The organism is Streptomyces sp. NPDC059499 (assembly GCF_042749285.1).
In the GTDB taxonomy this organism is placed as follows: Bacteria; Actinomycetota; Actinomycetes; order Streptomycetales; family Streptomycetaceae; genus Streptomyces.
The window spans coordinates 52788-69889 of the sequence record NZ_JBHYTT010000012.1 but is presented as its reverse complement, the minus strand read 5'-3'; the positions used below and the strand labels follow the sequence as shown (position 1 = coordinate 69889).

Genomic DNA, 17102 nt, shown 5'->3' with positions numbered 1-17102 from the left:
CGGATCCGGTTACGCCTGGTCGCGCCAAGCCGGCGCGCGGCCACCTTCGTCCTTGCGCAGGTCCGCCTGGTAGCGGCCGGGGGTCTGGCCGACCACCTCGGTGAACGCGTCGATGAAGCTGGAGGGATTGGACCAGCCGCACGCCATCGCGGTCTCGGTGACCGACATCCCGTCGGTGAGGTGGCCCAAGGCGTGGTGGATACGCAGGGTGGTGCGCCAGCGGTGGAAGCTCATGCTGAGTTCGGTGTGGAACAGCCGGCTCAGGGTGCGCTCGCTCGCCCCGACTGCGCGCCCAAGTTCCGCCAAGGTGGCGGGCCGGGCCGGATCTTCGTGGAGGAGAGCAGTGGCGGCGCTCAGCCTGTCATCGCTGGGTTCGGGCAGATGCAGGGACTGCTCGGCCTCGTCGGCGAGCTCGTCCACGATCACTGCGAGCAGTCGCTTGTGCGCGCCGGGACCTCGCTCCGGCTTGTCGGTCAGCGCCAGGATCGCCTCACGTAGCAGGGGGCTGACAGCGAAGACGCTGGGATGGTCGACGAGCCGACCGCACAGGTGTACCGGAACGGTCAGGAGACGGATGTCGGTTCGGCCGTACAAGCGATGGGAGTGAGCGAACCGCGGGGGTGTCCACGTGACACGGTTGGCCGGGGCGACCCAGGTTCCGCGCTCGGTCACAGTGGCCAGCGTGCCGGCAGCGGCGTACACGAGCTGCCCCTGCGTGTGTGAATGAGGATCGAGTTGATAGCCGTGCGGCAGCCACGCGGCGCCCTGAAGCGTCGTTTCTTCCGGTGCTGAGGGCGTCATCGAACGTTGGCGGCCTTTCGGTATCAGACGTCGGTTTACCGGTGGTCCGGTAGTAGCGGTGGAGCCGAAAGTTACCTCATGAGTACTGACGCCCAGGCACGCAGCCGAGAGAGCTGCTGACGATGCCTTCTCGAATCCAGCGCCCGCACAGGCGGCGGATGCTGTCGCTGACCGTCCTCGCCCGCAGGCAGATCAGCCCGCACTTCATGTCCATCACGCTGGGCGGAGACGATGTCCAGTACCTGACGCAGTCCGGGTACGACCAGTCCGGCCGCCTCTTCTTCGCCGATCCCGACGCTGACGACGTCTTCCTGCCCACCAGCGAACGGTGGATCCTCCAGCTCACCTTGCAGGGCTCCAAGCCACGCCCGCGCGTCCGGACGTACTCGATCCGGCGCTTCAGACCAGAGCTGTCGGCATTCGACATCGAAATCTCACTCCATGAGAGCAACGGCTCCCCGCGATCCGACGCCCCCGGAACCAGGTGGGCCCAGGCCGCCGGACCTGGGGCCGAAGTGGCGTTCCTCGACGAGGGATACAGCTACGCACCCACCCCCGACGCCGCATGGCAGCTACTCGTCGGCGACGAAACCGCACTGCCGGCGATCCTCGCCATTCTGGAAAGTTCCGCCGGCACGCTGCCTGCCGAAGTCTTCCTGGAAGTTCCGGCCCGCGAGGACATACGCGACGACGTCGTCGCGCCCCCAGGCACCAACATCCACTGGCTGCCCCGTGCGGAACCCTGCGCGAAACCCGGCGCCCTCGCCCTGCAGGCGGTACGGCAGGCCCGGCTTCCCGACGGCCGCTTCTACGCCTGGACTGCGGGCGAGTCCTCGCTGGCCACCGGCGTTCGCCGGCACCTCGTCGGCGAACGCCAGGTTCCCAAGTCCGACATTTGCTTCCGCGGCTACTTCACCTACAACAGAGCCAGTCTCTGATCACGCCGGATCGCCCGGATGCCGGCTCCACCCCACCCGCGCTGAACCGGCCGAAAGCCGCGAGCGCGAAGACGCGGCCGGACAGGTGGTTCAGAACGGTCGCACTCGACTGTGCTCCGAACCGGAACCCGAACCGGGACCCGAGCCCGAACCGGGACCCGAGCCCGAACCCGGACCCGGACCCGAGCTCGAGCCCGGACCCGCACTCACGGTCCGCGCCAGAGGTTGGCGAAGGCCGAGTTCTCGATGGACCGCCTCTGGCGTACGGCCTCCAGCTCCATCACCGCGTCGTGGACAACGGCCACCACAGTCGTCACCGCCTCGTCATCGAGGCCGGGCTCATCGTCGGCCTGGTCGCCGTCGATGCCCACGACCGAGGCGAGGGCGGCAAGGACGGGTTCCTTCTCCTTCCAGCGGTCCGCTGCCCGACGACGCGCGGGCGTATCGACCGGTTCCACGCGTTCCGAGCCGAAGGGCAACCGGCCGCTTCGCTTCCGGGCCAGTTCACCGTCCTCCTCCAGGGCTGCCTGGTACGCGGCCGAGAGGTCTTGGCCCCGGCGCCACAGCCAGTCCTCGATCCGTTCGAAGGGCGCCTGCCGAGTGAGCCCTGCCGCCGCCTCGCCCATGAGCCGATCTTCCAGAGTCGGCGGTCCACCCGGCACGATGCGGTCGCCTTCCAAAGCGACTGCCTCTGTACCGATGAGATCGATCAGCTCGGCTCCGGCGAGTGCGAGCGACAGGTCACCCTGACCCACAGAATGTTTCGAGCCCGGGTCCATGCTGATGATGAAAAGGTCTTTCGCCGTGGTCATGAACGGCTCCCCTCGGAGACATCGACAATGGTGCGCACCCAGCGCCCCGGCACGTGTCCGAGGCCGGTCCGGCGGTGGAGCGACTGTCACGATCAGTATCGCCCCCGCCCACGCAGCCGAAGCCCTTTCGCGAGGCTGCGGAGGCTTCTTTGGGCGCTCAGCGAGAAAGGCTGGTGTGCCGGGCGCCCTCGTCTCCGTCGCGCATGTACCGAGATGGTGGAAGCAGCTGCGCCGACTCGCGGGATGCTTCCATCCGAACGGTCGAATCCTCACACCGGTCACGCCCGGCCATGTCATCTCAGCAAGATCGTGTTGCGGGCTCTTAGGGTTCACCCCATGCCTCGCAAGCGTTCTCCGAACGGCCGCCGGTCCCTGTTGCCGCGTCAGGGGTGGGTGTGGTGGCTGCCGTTCGCCGTAGTGGTGGCCGACGTGACCGCCGAATTGGTCCTGCGTGGACGGGAGCCCGTGAGTTTCCTGCTCATCGGGGTCCCTCCGCTTGCCGCGGCGACGCGCGGCCCGAGGGGGACGGCGCTGTCGGCGGTTGTCTGTCTGGGGCTGCAGATGCTTTTCGCCGCCCTGCGCCCCGGCCACTTCCATGAGCAGCACCACATTGCGTTGTACGTGGGCACGCTGCTCATCGGAATCGCCAGCACGGCCCTGGCGTGGCAGAGGGAGCGGGTCAGACAGCAGTTGATCCGCGCGAACTCGGTCGCAGAAGCGATGCAGCGCGGCCTGCTCCGCCCGGTGCCGCGCAGGCTCGGGCAGGTACGGGCCGCCGCGTTCTACGCGGCGGGCGAAGGAGGCACCCTCGTCGGCGGCGACCTGTACGACGTATGTGTGACGCCCTTCGGGGTGCGGGCGATCATCGGCGACGTACGGGGCAAGGGGCTGGGCGCGGTACAGACGGTGGCGGCGGTCCTGGGCAGCTTCCGGGTCTGCGCGCACGAGTGGCAGGACCTGGGCAGGCTGGCGGAGCGGCTGGAACTCAGCATCGCCCGCAACGCTCCGGTCGGTGTCGAGTACGACCCCGAACTCTTCGTCACAGCACTGGTGCTGGAGTTCCCGCCCTCGGGTGGCGAGGTTCGTGTCCTCGGCCGTGGGCACCCGGCGCCCGTCGTTGTCGGCCCGGAGGGCGTACGGCGACTGGTCACCGCGCCCGCGCTGCCGCTGGCACTGGGTGGGCTGTCTCCCGGCGGCGCGGCGGAGACGACGGTGCATCCGCTGCTCCCCGGTGAGGTGGTTGTCGTGTATACGGACGGGGTGAGCGAAGCGCGAGACGCGCAGGGAGCTTTCTATCCGGTGCTTGAGCGCCTCGCGCAGCGTTTCGGGGGCGGAGGAGCAGGACCAGACCCTGCGGACGTCGTTTCCTTCGTACGGGCAGACACGGAGCGCTGGTCGAAGGAATGTGACGACGACCAGGCCGTTCTCGCCCTCACGCTGAAGGAGCGCCCTCGTGAGGGTTACTGAGGAGGTGCTGTGCCGAGCCGGCCCTGCTGGCGTCGGGCCACCGCCGCCCGTGTGCCCAGCGCATATCCTCGACGAGGTCGTGATTCGGTCTCGCAGCGAGCCGACGCTCGGACAGGTTCGTGTCATAGGCCACCCGTAGTCTGCCGCCATGCAGACGACTCTGATGATCTACGACGGCACCGCACCGGCCGACTCCGATGTCCTGCGTACCGGGGGCGTGCCCCTGGCTCCCGCAGGTTTCACCTGGCCCATGTGCGGGTCCTCCTGCGGAGGGCCGCTGCAGTTCTTCGCCCACCTCCCTGTGGAGTACGGCGCCCTGTCGGTATTCGTGTGCCAGAACGATCCCGGCGCTTGCGATTCGTGGGACGCGACCTCCGGCGCGAACCGGGTCTACCTGTTCCCCCGGGAGGGACTGCAGCCAGTGGCCGTGCCCGAGAAGGGGGTAACGCTCCTGCCCGCCACCTCAGCCATCCGCATCCACGCCGTTCCGTTCGATCCCGAGGAGCACGAAGAGCACGAAGAGCGTGAAGAGCACGACGACCTCGCGCCTGATGCATACGACCTTGCCCGCTCGGGATGGAAGTGGGAACCCGAGGAAGGATTCGGGAAGCAACGCGAAGTGCTCGGATCGCTCGGAGGCAGCCCCTCCTACCTCGAGGACGACCGACTGCCCACATGCGCCTCCTGCGCCGGCACGACGGAATTCGCGGCACATCTGGAGGAAGGGATCTCCAGACAGACCGCGATGAACCTCGGCGGCCAGCTGGGCTACGTCTTCGTCTGCCGCGCCTGCTGCAGAGGTGCCTTCCTCACAGACTGAGCACACAGACGCACCCAAGGGACGCCACCGGCGAGGATGAGACCATGAGCGTCGCCAGATCGAGCACGGTGGTGCTTCGGGTGACCTGCGGGGGCCGTTCAGACCGGCCGAGAAAGTCGACCCAGCACAGACCGGAACCTCTCCCGCCCTGCCGCGACGCTCGCGTCCCACAGACCTGAGGCGTGACCGCTCAGCGAGAGTGACTGGAGCCGTTGTTCCTCGGCGAGAAGGCCGGCGCCCGCCACGTTCTGGTCCAGCATCCCCATCGCGGTGAGCGCCGTATGGCCGCAGGAAACGGCGTCCTCGGCGTTTCCTGCCCCGTGGGCCAGCAAGGCATGACGCAGGCAGAGGACGGCGAAGAAGGCATAGGTGTCGGCGACATCAGTGATTTCCAGCTCGTTCGGCTGAAGCTCGGGGAACCGTTCCAGCAGGCTTACACGCTCGGCGGCGTCGGCGAGAGGCCGGTCGGCACACCAAAGATCGCGCACGGACTCCACATAGAAGTCCAGGTCGGCTTCCCGCCCCGGCGCGCCCGCCCGCAGGCCCACGAACAGGGGTGCCATGCGTTCGGTGCAGGCGGAGACGTACAGGCGAATTGCCTCGCCGCCTCCGTCAAGCAGCGCCTTCGCGACGCCCTCCTCCACCAAGGTCTCCACGTCTCACCCTCATCCCGTTCGAACAGTCGACAGGCTACACAGCGGGCGCCAAGCGCAGTTTGACGTGTTGGGGCCCTGAGGTGTCTGGGTAGCCCCCGTTCACAGGGCTGAGCCGGAGGGCCTTCGGGAAGCTGGTGAACGAGCTGCGACGCGAGGGTGCGGACGCGGCGCAATGGTCGATAGGGAGGTTGTCACTCCCACCGGCCAGGCGCTTGACTGAAAGCGTCCTTGGGCGCGAGCCTTGCGACCGGGCAAGGGGCGGCGGCAACTGCGCTGCGCGAGGGCTATGTGTCCTTGGTTTCAGCGAGCGGCGTGCGAAGGTGCGCATCGCCAACCAGTAGTGGGTGCCCAGGTGATCGCGTTCCTGATCGACGTGGTGGCGGGTTCCCTCGTCCCCGGCTTCGGTGGCAGACGGCGGGCGAGGGCTGAGGCTCGCGCCTTCGCTGAGGGAGGTGAGGTTCTCTTCGAGGCATGCATCCTCGGCGACCGCCCCTTTTGCAGTCCAGTCGTGGTCTTCATCGCGGCCTCCAGAAGTTCTCTGCATATATCGCCTACCGAGGTGAAGACCCTCGCGCGTCGCGCTCTGCCGGCCGAACACATCGAGGTACGCCAGATCCGCAAGCGGACTCGATCCGACTCCCGGATCACCCCTCCCTTCGAGCATTGCCGAGTGTCACGACGGGAGCCTCGGTTTCGTGGTCGCCTGTGCACCTCAGCACATGCGCTGGTTCACCGGGTCGCTCAGAACTGGACGCCCGGACTGAACGCCAGAGTTACCCACCGACTCCGGTGGTCAGCGGGCAGAGCATCGAACGCTGCTCTCTGTTCGGAGGCTCTTCGGCACGTCACTGCGGACGGTCGGCCCTCAATGCGGAAGGATGGGCGACATGATCTTGCCTGCCCTGCCGGAGGAGTCCTTCCGCCGCGTTCTCTGCGTTGTCGCGCACCCCGACGACATGGAGTACGGCACGTCTGCGGCCGTTGCCCACTGGACAGCGCGCGGCATCGAAGTCGGCTATCTCCTGCTCACCCGCGGGGAGGCCGGCATGCCGAACCCTCCCGAGGAGACGGCACGCCTACGGGTCGCCGAGCAACGGGCTGCCTGTGCCGTCGTCGGTGTCGAGCACCTGACCATTCTCGAACATCCGGACGGTGTGCTCGTCTACGGCCTCGACCTGCGCCGTGACATCTGCCGGGAGATCCGCCGGTTCAAGCCCGACGTCGTACTCGGCACCGGTTGGGAGATCGAGGCGCCCTGGGGCTTCGACCAGGCGGACCACCGCGCGGCCGGGCTTGCGACGCTCGACGCCGTGCGCGACGCGGGCAACCGGTGGGTCTTCCCGGAGCAGGTCGACGAGGAGGACCTCGAACCGCACTCCGCGCGCTGGCTCCTTCTCCCCGGGCTCGTCGGCACCGGTGCAACCCACGGCGTCGAGGTCACGGGTGAGCCGCTGCGCCGCGGCATCGCCTCCCTCAAGGCGCATGCCGCGTACCTTGCCGCGCTCCCTGATCACCCCGCCCCCGAGGACCTCATCCCGAAGTTCACCGCGATGAGCGGCAAGACCATCGGAGTCGAGCACGCCGTCCTGTTCCGAGCCCACGACTTCCAGGCACCACCGGAGTTCTTCACAGAAGACGAGCAGGACTGACGCGAGGTCACCCGCAGACCACGTACCGTCAAGATCTCTGAACCAAGTTCGGTCGGGCACGCCGAATGATGACTACTCGTGGAGGGCACCCAGGACGTTTCCTGTGGATCATCCTCACCGGTCTTTGTGCAGCCTGGATACGGTGGCTGCATGACGACGATCCTGCGGCACCCTCGGCCTGGATTCACGTGGGATTGGTGGGCGGTGGACGCTCACGGTTTCCTCGTGCACTTCAGCGACGGTCCTGCTCCGGAGCACCTGCTGGCGCATGTGGATCGTGTCGATGCCGCTGCTGCGTGGGCGGAAGAGAACTGCCCCGCGTGGTTCGACGCTGGTCCCCTGCCGCTTCACACCTTCAACTGCAACGGCGAGCTGCCCACTTACCTGCGCAGCGGCGTTCCTGACTCCCCACTGCGGCTGTCCGACGCGCCAGCGGCCATCGCGAATGTGGCGGTCTTGGTTGAACTGCACCGGGCAGTGGGAGACACCTGGACGGTTCACCTTGACGAAGGCTGGGTCTAGGCAGCTCGACTGGCATCACCTTGCTGACCAGATGAAGATGGCGGCGAGGTGGAGTCCGGCGAGGTAGATGGTGGCGGTTTGTCGTAGCGGTGGCCAGTCCGCGCCACTGCTTGAGCTTGTTGATGCACCGGTCGACCGTGTTGCGCTGCTTGTAGGCGTCGCGGTCGAAGGCCGGTGGTCTGCCGCCTGGGCTGCCGAGACGGTTGCGGTTGGAGGCCTGGTCGGGGGCTGCGGGATCACGGCTCGGATCCCACGTCGGCGAAGATGGGTGCGGATCCGCGCGGGGCGAGTACGCCTTGTCGGCCAGGACCACGTCTGGCGTGATCCTGGGCCGACCGAGCGGCCGGGGCACCCGTAAGCGAGCCATGACCTCGGAGAACGCGGGTGTGTCCCCGGCCTGTCCGGGCGTGAGCACGAAGGCCAGCGGCCGGCAGCGGCTGTCGGCGGCGAGGTGGATCTTGGTGGTCAGTCCGCCACGGGAGCGTCCGAGGGCATGGCCGTCCGGCTCACCGGCTGGAGCCCCTTTTGACGGGCCCCGGCGGCGTGCTGGTGCGCGCGGACGACGGTGGAGTCGACCGCGATGACCCAATCGATGTCGCCCTCGGCGTCGGCCTGGGCGAACAGGTGGTGAAGACCCTCTCCCAGGTGCCGTTGGCCGCCCACATGCGCAGTCGGTTGTGGGCGCCCTTCCATGAACCGAAGTGCTCGGGCAGGTCCATCCACGGTGTCCCAGTGCGGTACTTGAACGCAATCGCGTCGATCACCTGCCGGTGATCACGCCACCGCCCACCCCGCCGAGGCCCCCACTGGGCGTCAGTCAACGACACACATCAACAAACGATCAGATGATCCACAGGAAGCGTCCTAGCCTCTCGCCGAGCTACATGGCCAGCGGAGTAGAGGGATACCTGGTGTATGGCGCCGGCGCTCGCTACGCCGAACTCCTCGGCGAGGTGGCCACACCACAGGAGGCTGTTGCGCTCGTCGTCGCACACCTCCCGAGCGACTGCGGGGCTGCGGTGGAGAAGCCCTGGCAAGGGGCGGACTCCTTCTGGGGCAGATCGGGATAAAAGAATCGTCCGACCGGAGTCATGCCGGGATGAAACTCGGCCACCAGGGCGGAACGTTGGCCGGGCACGTCGGGGCGGGGTAGGCGTCCGGTATGCCGAGCCATGTGACGAGGAACCAGGTGAACCACAGGGTGAAGATGAGCCCCGTAGCATGCGCTGACCTGCGATGACGTCTTCCGAGGGTGCTGTGCAGGATCACCCATGGAACCACAGCGGCGATCCATATCAGAGGCATGAGAAGCAGCAAAGTCATGGTGTTGGCGCTTGCGCTGATGCCGATGTCACAAGCAGCCCATGCCCTCCCAATGGCAGCGATGGCCACCATCGCGGTCAGCCCACCGAAGAGGACCCCAAGGCCCGTTCCTCTGATCCGGCGGCTCGGAGGATTCGACGGTTCTGTTCGCACCACCATCTCCCCATCTGCCGCGCCGTAGATGCGGAGAGTACCAACGCGTTGTGGAGCGGCCCCTCGAGGGGGTGCCTCTCTATGTCCTTCGTCAAGGTGTGACTGTGTGCCGCAGTTGGCAACTCTTGAGCACCTCGGCAACCATTCCGGCTCGGCGGGGGTCCTCCATACCAGGCCCCACTCGGGGCCGTCGACGCGAGGGTGGAGGCGCGCCGTAGGGGTCCGCAGGGCAGCGAAAGGCGTCGGCGACTTCCTGGTCGAGACGGTGGGAGAAGCCGTCGCCGAGGTGATCCTCAGCCTGCTCGCCTGCGCCCTGCTCGGCTGCCTGGCTCTGATCGCCTACCTGAGCTGGTCCTTCAGCCCATGCTTCACCATCGCGGGGTCCGGGCTCCTCAGCCTCTTCCTCGCCCACGGCGCCTGGCAGACCTTGCGCGCTCCAGCGAAGGGGCGCCGTCGGGGCCTCGCTGCCCTGACCGCTGTCGGTTTCACCGTGACGGCCCCCTCCCTGCTGTTCTACGCAGCAGGATGCGACTGCCTGTGAGGCCGTTTGGCTCAGTCACGCGAGACCGAGGCCGGTCATACGTCGTCGATCAGCCGGGTGGCCATGCGCGGGGCCTTGGGCCGGATCACCTCGACGAGCCTGCGGCGACCGAATTTCCGCAGCGAGGCCGGGGATCCGTAGCGCTCTAGCAGCCAGGTCACCGCGGCGTGGTCCAGACGCGGCCCGAGGATGCGGCACCCCGGCGACCACCTCTGCCACGGCGTCAGTAGCGGCCGACTGGATCGACGCCCACAACCCATCACGGCCCGGACGGCCTACTGAAAGCTCAGGCGGTGTGGGTGGGCCGGATCGATGGGGCACGTGTGCACGCGCATCAGACCGCGCCCGAGATAGACACCGACCGGGTCGATGATGTGGGGGTCGTTGTCGGCATCGCGGTCCTCGACCGGCAGCCAGCTGCGTGAGGCACTGTCGCACTCCCACTGGTCCACGGTGAGCAGAGGCGGCATCGCTGTACCGCATGCCCGGCAGTCGACCGGAGCAGGATCGGTCAAATGCCAGGAGGCGAAGCCACCGACTTTCCAACCGGGCGCGATCGACAGATCGCTCATGTAGTCGACCTCCTCCGGTTCCTCGGCCTGGGCCGCGGCCATCGCCGCCACATAGTCCTCGTACGTCGCGTAGTCGGCCTGTGGGGAAGAACCATCCTCGTCCTCACCTTCCTCGTCGAGAAGGCCTGCTTCCCACTCGTCGATCTCCTCCTGAAGCGCCTCGTCCAGCAATCCGACGTACTCGTATTCCACGACCTGCTCCGGGTGCACGACACACATGGTCGGGACGCATTCCGCGCGGCCGGCCACCGGAGGCTCGGGCTGCGGTGTGAGTACGGCGCCCACGTCGGCGGAGTGCCGCCACTTGAGCACGACGTCGATGGTGCGGTCGTCGCCGTGCACCTCGAAGGGGCACCAGAAGACCTGTAGGAGGTCCTGGCCCTCGGGTCCCACAAGATCCGGAACATCTCGTACGTACAGCTGGGCAACGGCCAGCATCGGCAACGGGTCGTCCTCACGAAGGCCCGGGACGTGGTTGGCCCGGGTCATGCCGTCGAGCAGGCGCAGTTCCTCCTCGGTGTACTCCCGTCCCCGAGAGTCCTCCTGGATCCGACGGCGCAGCCTCACGTCGGCGAGGAGATACCCCCTGCCCTGCGGGTGCACGGCCGTGCACACCGGCCACGGTTCGACGGCCGGCCACAGCAGAGGGCCCGCCACCGAACTTTCCTGTGCCCTGGGAGCGCCGTGACGGGGATGCAGGCGGGTGGCCGTGCGCCGGTGGGCTGAAAGGGCGGGGAAAGCCGCTTCCACATCGAGGGGGCGTGGTGGGGTGGTACGGGTCATGAGAAGGCCTTCCAAGTCCGTTCGGCGGTGATGTTGTACAGAGGTCCCGGACACCGGCGGCGGGCTCCAGACCACCCAGGGCGCGGTGGACATGACTGCGCACAACGGCAGCCGGATAGGCCGAGTCGCCGAGCAACCAGGCCCGGCACTGTGGTGAACCCATCCATACAGCGAGGTTGACCTACCGCAGATCGGGGCTGTGAGGACGCAGATACGCGGCGAACCGGTCCGCCCGACCGCCGCGCCTACCGGTGGTGACGTCCCTCGCCGACGCCCTCGGTCCTGACTGCCGTCCAGGGTGGCCCCCGCCGGGCTGGATCCACTCAGGCCAGCAGAATGTCCTCGCCCGCCGTCACAGGGACGACCTGACCGGCCGGCGGCGCGTCGGCGCTCACCGGCGTCCCGAAGTCGGACAGCGTCATCGTCGCCGTGGCCTTCATGCCGCCGAAGTAGGACAGTCGGGCCTGGACCGCCCGCCCCTTCCCGTCGACCCATACGTCCGCGTACACAGGCATGTCGTCGCCCAGCTTCTCCCGCAGGTCGTCCATCTTCTGCTTCGTCTCCGTAGTCATCCGGAGCGTCGCGGTGGCATGGTCGATCGTTCCCCGGTAGTGCACCGCAGGGGCGCCGTTCACCTGCTCCGTGCCCTCGTTCGACACCTGCCGCATCGCCTCCATCTGGCGGAGCAGGTGCTCGGGGTCGTTCAGCGGCGCCCGCAGGAAATATCGGGTCAGTGCGTCGCTCCGGACGGCCGAGGCCCACTTGCCCTCGTCCACCGCCCGCGAGCCCCGCACATAGACGGTGTCGCCGACGAAGACCTCTTCGACAGGATCGATGCCGCTGTCCTCGATCTCCACCGTGAGCCGACCTGTGTCACCCGCCAGGTCGAAGGCGCCGGTGATCGTGAACACGTACGTCGTGGGGCTGTCGGTGGACTGCAGCTCAATCTTCTCTGCCACGCGGACGCTGTTCGCGCTCGTCCTCCCTATCGCGGCGCGCACGGCCGCGGCATGATCCGCGGCCTTCTTCGCTCCGTCCTCCGAGTCGGATTCCGGACCGCCGGAACAGGCAGTGCAGAGCAGAAGGAGAGAAGCGGAGAGAAGGTGGGCGCGGCGCATGGGCTCTCCGAGGATTCGTTTCGGCGGTGCGGCAGGGTGGAGCCCGAGCGGGCCTGTAGATCCTCGCACGAAACCGGAGACGGGACTTGGGGATCTGGCCCTGCCGCCCTGTCCTTCACGGCTCCTGACGTGACATCGGGTACGGCGGGTGATTCTGCAGGACAGGGGCGGGCCGTGAGCCGCTCGGCGCTGGGGCAGCGCTCGCTCGGCCGCACGTGGCCTGTGGCGACTCCGCGACCCCGGTCACCTTGCGAGCCAGGCGTGCCTTACCCCGCATCGATGGCTGAGCCGCTTCGGCAAGCCGCGCCGTCTCGACCGCCGGGCCTCGACAGGGACCCCCGGGCGGGGTTCGTGCGCCACGGGCGCGGCATTCGCGCCGCGACCCGGCGGCTGCGGGAACTGTCGGAGAACGTGGGACGTACGGAGTGATGGCCGTCTGATCGATACGGCGCACCTTCATGTGACCTGTGTGCGTGTGCGGAGCGCCGTGAGCAGCCGATCAGGAGCCGCCACGCTTCTTCCGCAGAGCACCGGGCTTGTGCACGGCGGAGCGGCCGGTCCTGTCGCTCTCCACCTCGTACTGCGGTTCCTCCTTCGAGGCGTCGACGGTCCGCCCGGCTGCACGAGTGCGGTCCGTGTGCTTCCTGGTGACTTTGCCCGTCACCTCCTGGCCGTGGCTCTTCCAGGTCACCTTGTCGCCCTTTTTCGGCTTGTCGTCCTTCTCCGTCACAACAACCTCCTCGTAGGCGCGGTCGATCCCCACTGTGCCCATCCAGCGTCGTGCGGACAGCCCTGCCGCGCATCCGCTCGGCCGGTGGCCTGGCATGGCCCCTTCGGTGACGTGGGACCCGAGGCGCCGACGCCTCACCCCGGCTCGTACAACAACGTCTCGAGGACGTCCGGTATCACGGTTTGGGGCGCGCCTTCTGCCGGGCACGGTCTTCGGAATCCTGCATCTCGAGGATGCGGAAGACATGAGCGCTCGAGCGCTTGCGCGCGCTCCCACTAGTGAACAGCGCCGCGCCCGCTACTGCGGGGGGCACAGCCAGGAATCCGATCGCGAGGAGGTCGGGCCAGTCCCGCTCGACGCTGCACAACCTCGGCGTACCTTCGCTGTACGACGTGCTCTCGCTTTCGTAGAACAAGGGTGCCTCACAAGCGATTTCGTCTTGGTAGTCGTGCACGGTGAACGGCATCGACAGCAGGTACCCGAGCCAGAGGAACAGCGCTGCCGAGACTGTCATCAGGCCGACACCCCAACTCTGCTGCCGTCCGGCCCAGCGGTCGAATTCCTGTCGGGCGGTCCATTGCATGAGAGTTCCCCGTTTGTCGACTGGCTGCTTCCCTGTTCCGCCGGAGATCGTACGTGCGTTCTCAACTGTCGGTGGCCCTGGCCCGGACGGCACCCAGAACTGCGCCTGATCCCCGTCTCGGAGGCCCGCGGCCTTGAGGAAGGCCGCGAGGCTTCGGATCCGATTGCGGACTGAACGCTACGCAGAACCTACGGAGAACGGCCTGACGAGCGGCCGGGCCCGGACCGGAGAAGTTCCGCAGGGGCGGGCACAGTGGTAAGCCACTGTCGTTCCCTCCGGCTCCGGGCCGGGCCGCTCAGGCGCTGCGGTGGGTCAGGGCGCCCAAGGGGCCGCCAGGGTCCAACTGCTGTCGGCGGCCAGGGTCTGAGGGCGGTTGAAGCCTGTGGCACCGTCTCCCGAGGCGATGTGGACGGCGGACTCGAAGTGGCGCAGGTAGGAGCCCGGGATGTTGATGGACTCGAAGGTGACTCCGGTCCCGCCGATGCCCGCTCGGGCGCAGAACGTGGCGTCCGCGCGGAACAGCGGCGAGCCGTCGTCGGCCGAGTTACGCACCCTGCTGTCGGCGTGGCGCAGGAACTGGCCGGGGAAGTTGACGGACTCGAACGAGTAGCAGGACGAGTCGGCGAGTCCGCGCCGGACCGTGTACGTGGCGTCCTGCTTGAGCAGGGTGCTGCTGCCCGCGTCCACGACCTGCGTGGAGGCCAGACTGTCGGCGTGCCGCAGGTACCGGTCGGTGTGGCCCCAGGTGGTCACCCGCAGTGACTTCCTGACGTCGGTGGCCAGCACTGCGGAACTCCGCCACAGGGCGGGTTCGGCGGTGTCCCAGGTGGCATCGGCGGTGAAGCCGGTGGGAGTGTCCCAGGCATTCGGGCCGCCACTGCGGGCGAGATAGACACTGTCGGCATGGTGCCGCAGGTAGCTGCCGGGGTAGTTGAGCGATTCGAATGACGTGCCACCCGCTGCGAGGCCGGGCCGGCTGCACCACGTGGCGTCCGAGGCGAACGAGCCGCCGGTGCTCGCCTCGACGCGCACCCGGCTGTCGGCGTGCCGGAGGTAGCGGCCGGGGTAGTTGACGGATTCGAACGAGTGGCAGCGCGGGTCGGCCAGACCGGGGACGGTGCGGTACGAGGCGTCCTGACGTGCACCGTCGGCGGAGGTGGAGCTCAGTACGTCGGTGCGGGCCGCAGAGCTCGCGTGCCGGAGGTAGCGGTCGGTGAAACCGGGGGTGGTCACCTTGAACGAGCGGACGTGTCCGAGAGTGAGGCTCGGGCTGGAGTTGAGGTTGCGCGAGGCGCCGATCAGCGCGCTGTGCGCCGCGCGAAGCTGGTCCGTGTCGACCTTCTGGATGCGCCGGTCGTAGGTGAGCAGTCCGTTGTACTCGCCCTCGACGTCGGTGATCTCGGTGTAGACGTAGGCCGACAGGCCCTTGGTGGTCATCAGTTGCTGTACATCACGGACCATGCCGGTGTAGCGGTCGTTCAACTGCTCACGGCTGGAGACCTGCTCGTAGGCGAAGAACTGTCCGTCGGGGCTGTACTCGTGGCCAGGTGTGCGCAGGCCGATGCCGCCGAACTCCCCGAGAACGGAGATGCGGGTGTCCGAGGGGCGTGGTGCGTCGGGGCCGGTGTACACATGCCAGTCGATGATGTCGCCGGTACCGGGGTCGCCCTTGGAGTCGCAGCAGTTGTACCCGCTGTGCGGGTTCATCAGGCGGGTCGGGTCGTAGTTCTCCAGGTCGGTGGTGACCTGTCGGGTGGCTGCGAGGTCCCACTCGCCCCAGCCCTCGTTGAACGGGACGTAGGTGACGACAGCGGGGGAGAAGCGGTGCTCGTCGATGATCTCGCGCGCCTCGGTCTCCAGTTGCGCGGTCTGTGCCGGGGTGCGGCTGTGGTCGAAGGCGGGCGTGGACGGGATGTCCTGCCACACCAGTAGCCCAAGCCGGTCGGCGTGGTAGTACCAGCGGGCCGGCTCGACCTTGATGTGCTTACGCACCATGTTGAAGCCGAGCTCCTTGTGCTTCTGCAGGTCGGATGCCAGGGCTGTATCGGTGGGTGCCGTGTAGAGGCCGTCCGGCCAGAACCCTTGGTCGAGTGTGCCGATCTGGAAGACGAACTCACCGTTCAGTGTGGGCCGCATGACCCCGTTGACCAACTTCTTGCCTATCTCACGCATACCGAAGTAGCTGGTGACGCCGTCGACCGAGGCGCCGGAAGCGTTGCGCAGGGTGACACGCAGGTCGTACAGGAACGGGTCGTCGGGTGACCAGCGGCGGGCGTTCGGCACCGGGACGGAGAACTCGGTGAAGCCGCCTGTTGCCTGGCCCACCACTTGGGAGCCGGACATCGCCTCGGCGAGGACGGTGTGGCCGCTGACGCTGCCGCGGGTGAAGACGCGAACCCGTGCCGTGTTGGTCGACAGGTCCGGCTTGATGTCGACGGAGTAGATCGACGATGTGGGAGTGGGTTCCATCCACACGGTCTGCCAGATCCCTGACGTCGGTGTGTAGAAGATGCCGCTGGGATTGTTCACCTGCTTGCCGACCGGCTGCTTCTCACCGCGTCCGTCGGTCGGGTCGTAGACCCGCACGATCAACTCGTTTGCACCGCTCCTGAGTTGCGAGGTGATGTCCGCCTCGAACCGGTCGTAGCCACCCTTGTGAGAGGTGACCTGTGTGCCGTTGACCCAGACCGTGGCCTCGTAGTCCACGGCGCCGAAGTGCAGTTGCACCCGCCTGTCGCCCCAGTTCTGCGGGACGGTGAAGCTGCGCTTGTAGAACATGAGGTCACGGTTGTCGTTGCGCATGATGCCGGACAGGGCCGATTCCACCGGGTAGGGCACGAGGATGCGCTCAGGGAGCGTCTGCCCCACGGGCGGGGCCGCGTTACGGTTGACGTTGCCGGAGCTGTCGGTCGGCGGGTTGAGGAACTCCCATTCCCCGTTGAGCGACTGCCAGTCCTGCCGAGTCATCTGAGGTCTCGGGTATTCCGGCAGAGGATCGGTGGTGGACACCTGACTTGTCCACGGGGTGGTCAGCGGTGGGGACTTGGGCACCACGGCGGCGGAGGCCGAGCTGGTGAAGAGAGGGCCTCCTACCATCACCAACAAGGCCACCACACAGGCGATGACGCGACGCATCGAACTCCTCCAGGGCAGGACGGGGCTCGGAGTCCGGCGCACCACGAGGCCGCCGGCCACTGCAGTGTGCGGGAGTCCGTGCGGGATGGGGTGAGCGGCGTTGATGCGAGGGCGAGCGAGCCCTGCGCCTCAGCCCGGACACAGAGGGCTCCGGCTGATGCATCGGGAACCTAACACGGAACAGACTTCAACGGAATCACCCAGGAACTCTCAAAAAGCAAACTTTCTCGATCCCTCTGCTGTCGCCGCACACCAGCCAAGTCGCCCTCCCTGCCGTCGTGTTCGCAGCAAGCGCTTCCCCGTGCCCCGGTCGGCAGTCTGCTGCGGGGCGACTCCGACAAGCCCCGGCCACTCAGGGGTGTGAGCGGGCAACTACGCGCGTTGCGAGGGAAGTTGCGAAATCTCCGCAGGGGGCTCGTTCCGGTGGTGTGCATGTGGCGTACAGCGGTTCGCGAACTCACGACGCCCGCCAGGTCGGCCGGGGCCGTGCGAACCGCCG

16 protein-coding genes and 3 pseudogenes are annotated in these 17102 nt (G+C 67.6%); 7 read left to right on the top strand and 12 right to left on the bottom strand.

Features of this window, described 5'->3' with window-relative positions:
* Nucleotides 1-9: 9 nt before the first annotated feature.
* On the bottom strand, nt 10-801 hold the full coding sequence (locus tag ACFW9O_RS25665; RefSeq protein ID WP_384612450.1) for a helix-turn-helix domain-containing protein: 792 nt from the start codon (nt 799-801) through the stop codon (nt 10-12).
* 122 nt (nt 802-923) lie between these two features.
* Here ACFW9O_RS25665 and ACFW9O_RS25660 point away from each other — a divergent pair, with 122 nt between their 5' ends.
* Nucleotides 924-1739 (top strand): siderophore-interacting protein, encoded by an 816-nt coding sequence (locus ACFW9O_RS25660; RefSeq protein WP_384612449.1) that lies wholly within the window; start codon nt 924-926, stop codon nt 1737-1739.
* Nucleotides 1740-1945: 206 nt separating this feature from the next.
* Here ACFW9O_RS25660 and ACFW9O_RS25655 read toward each other — a convergent pair whose 3' ends face one another.
* Complete coding sequence (locus ACFW9O_RS25655; protein WP_384612447.1) at nt 1946-2551, bottom strand: GPP34 family phosphoprotein; 606 nt, start codon at nt 2549-2551, stop codon at nt 1946-1948.
* Between the two features lie 336 nt (nt 2552-2887).
* On the opposite strand from ACFW9O_RS25655, the gene ACFW9O_RS25650 reads away from it, so the two are divergent.
* Nucleotides 2888-4018 carry a PP2C family protein-serine/threonine phosphatase gene (locus tag ACFW9O_RS25650; RefSeq protein ID WP_384612445.1) on the top strand — a complete coding sequence of 377 codons (1131 nt, stop codon included), beginning with the start codon at nt 2888-2890 and terminating at the stop codon, nt 4016-4018.
* 163 nt (nt 4019-4181) lie between these two features.
* The gene (locus ACFW9O_RS25645) at nt 4182-4838 is read left to right on the top strand and encodes a hypothetical protein (RefSeq protein ID WP_384612443.1); all 657 of its coding nucleotides are present in this window, start codon (nt 4182-4184) and stop codon (nt 4836-4838) included.
* Nucleotides 4839-4936: 98 nt separating this feature from the next.
* On the opposite strand, the gene ACFW9O_RS25640 is transcribed toward ACFW9O_RS25645, so the two are convergent.
* On the bottom strand, nt 4937-5494 hold the full coding sequence (locus tag ACFW9O_RS25640; protein WP_384612441.1) for a hypothetical protein: 558 nt from the start codon (nt 5492-5494) through the stop codon (nt 4937-4939).
* Nucleotides 5495-6381: 887 nt separating this feature from the next.
* Here ACFW9O_RS25640 and ACFW9O_RS25635 point away from each other — a divergent pair.
* Nucleotides 6382-7143 carry a PIG-L deacetylase family protein gene (locus ACFW9O_RS25635; protein ID WP_384612439.1) on the top strand — a complete coding sequence of 254 codons (762 nt, stop codon included), beginning with the start codon at nt 6382-6384 and terminating at the stop codon, nt 7141-7143.
* 150 nt (nt 7144-7293) lie between these two features.
* A complete protein-coding gene (locus tag ACFW9O_RS25630; protein WP_384612438.1) occupies nt 7294-7665 on the top strand; it encodes a hypothetical protein in 372 nt (123 codons plus the stop codon).
* A 133-nt stretch (nt 7666-7798) separates the two neighbouring features.
* On the opposite strand, the pseudogene ACFW9O_RS25625 reads toward ACFW9O_RS25630, so the two are convergent.
* The 3 genes and pseudogenes from ACFW9O_RS25625 to ACFW9O_RS25615 all read right to left on the bottom strand — a co-directional run.
* Nucleotides 7799-8122, bottom strand: a pseudogene (locus tag ACFW9O_RS25625) (IS5/IS1182 family transposase); the annotation flags it as partial.
* Between the two features lie 8 nt (nt 8123-8130).
* Entirely contained in the window at nt 8131-8328 is a 198-nt protein-coding gene (locus ACFW9O_RS25620; RefSeq protein WP_384612701.1) for a hypothetical protein, read from the bottom strand.
* A gap of 26 nt (nt 8329-8354) precedes the next feature.
* Nucleotides 8355-8429 (bottom strand): annotated as a pseudogene (locus ACFW9O_RS25615) (hypothetical protein); the annotation flags it as partial.
* A 120-nt stretch (nt 8430-8549) separates the two neighbouring features.
* On the opposite strand from ACFW9O_RS25615, the gene ACFW9O_RS25610 reads away from it, so the two are divergent.
* Together ACFW9O_RS25610 and ACFW9O_RS25605 are read left to right on the top strand one after the other, a co-directional pair.
* Complete coding sequence (locus tag ACFW9O_RS25610; RefSeq protein ID WP_384612436.1) at nt 8550-8735, top strand: DUF6193 family natural product biosynthesis protein; 186 nt, start codon at nt 8550-8552, stop codon at nt 8733-8735.
* A 512-nt stretch (nt 8736-9247) separates the two neighbouring features.
* Nucleotides 9248-9682, top strand: coding sequence for a lysine transporter LysE (locus ACFW9O_RS25605; RefSeq protein WP_384612434.1), 435 nt, complete (start codon nt 9248-9250; stop codon nt 9680-9682).
* 38 nt (nt 9683-9720) lie between these two features.
* On the opposite strand, the pseudogene ACFW9O_RS25600 reads toward ACFW9O_RS25605, so the two are convergent.
* From ACFW9O_RS25600 to ACFW9O_RS25575, 6 genes and pseudogenes are all read right to left on the bottom strand, one after another.
* Nucleotides 9721-9876: pseudogene (locus ACFW9O_RS25600) on the bottom strand (IS110 family transposase); the annotation flags it as partial.
* An 81-nt stretch (nt 9877-9957) separates the two neighbouring features.
* A complete protein-coding gene (locus ACFW9O_RS25595; RefSeq protein WP_384612433.1) occupies nt 9958-10911 on the bottom strand; it encodes a hypothetical protein in 954 nt (317 codons plus the stop codon).
* A 449-nt stretch (nt 10912-11360) separates the two neighbouring features.
* The gene (locus ACFW9O_RS25590) at nt 11361-11996 is read right to left on the bottom strand and encodes an LppX_LprAFG lipoprotein (RefSeq protein ID WP_384612431.1); all 636 of its coding nucleotides are present in this window, start codon (nt 11994-11996) and stop codon (nt 11361-11363) included.
* 658 nt (nt 11997-12654) lie between these two features.
* Nucleotides 12655-12885 carry a DUF2945 domain-containing protein gene (locus ACFW9O_RS25585; protein WP_384612429.1) on the bottom strand — a complete coding sequence of 77 codons (231 nt, stop codon included), beginning with the start codon at nt 12883-12885 and terminating at the stop codon, nt 12655-12657.
* Between the two features lie 175 nt (nt 12886-13060).
* Nucleotides 13061-13468 (bottom strand): hypothetical protein, encoded by a 408-nt coding sequence (locus ACFW9O_RS25580; RefSeq protein ID WP_384612428.1) that lies wholly within the window; start codon nt 13466-13468, stop codon nt 13061-13063.
* Between the two features lie 312 nt (nt 13469-13780).
* A complete protein-coding gene (locus ACFW9O_RS25575) occupies nt 13781-16603 on the bottom strand; it encodes an AbfB domain-containing protein (protein WP_384612426.1) in 2823 nt (940 codons plus the stop codon).
* Nucleotides 16604-17102 lie beyond the last annotated feature (499 nt).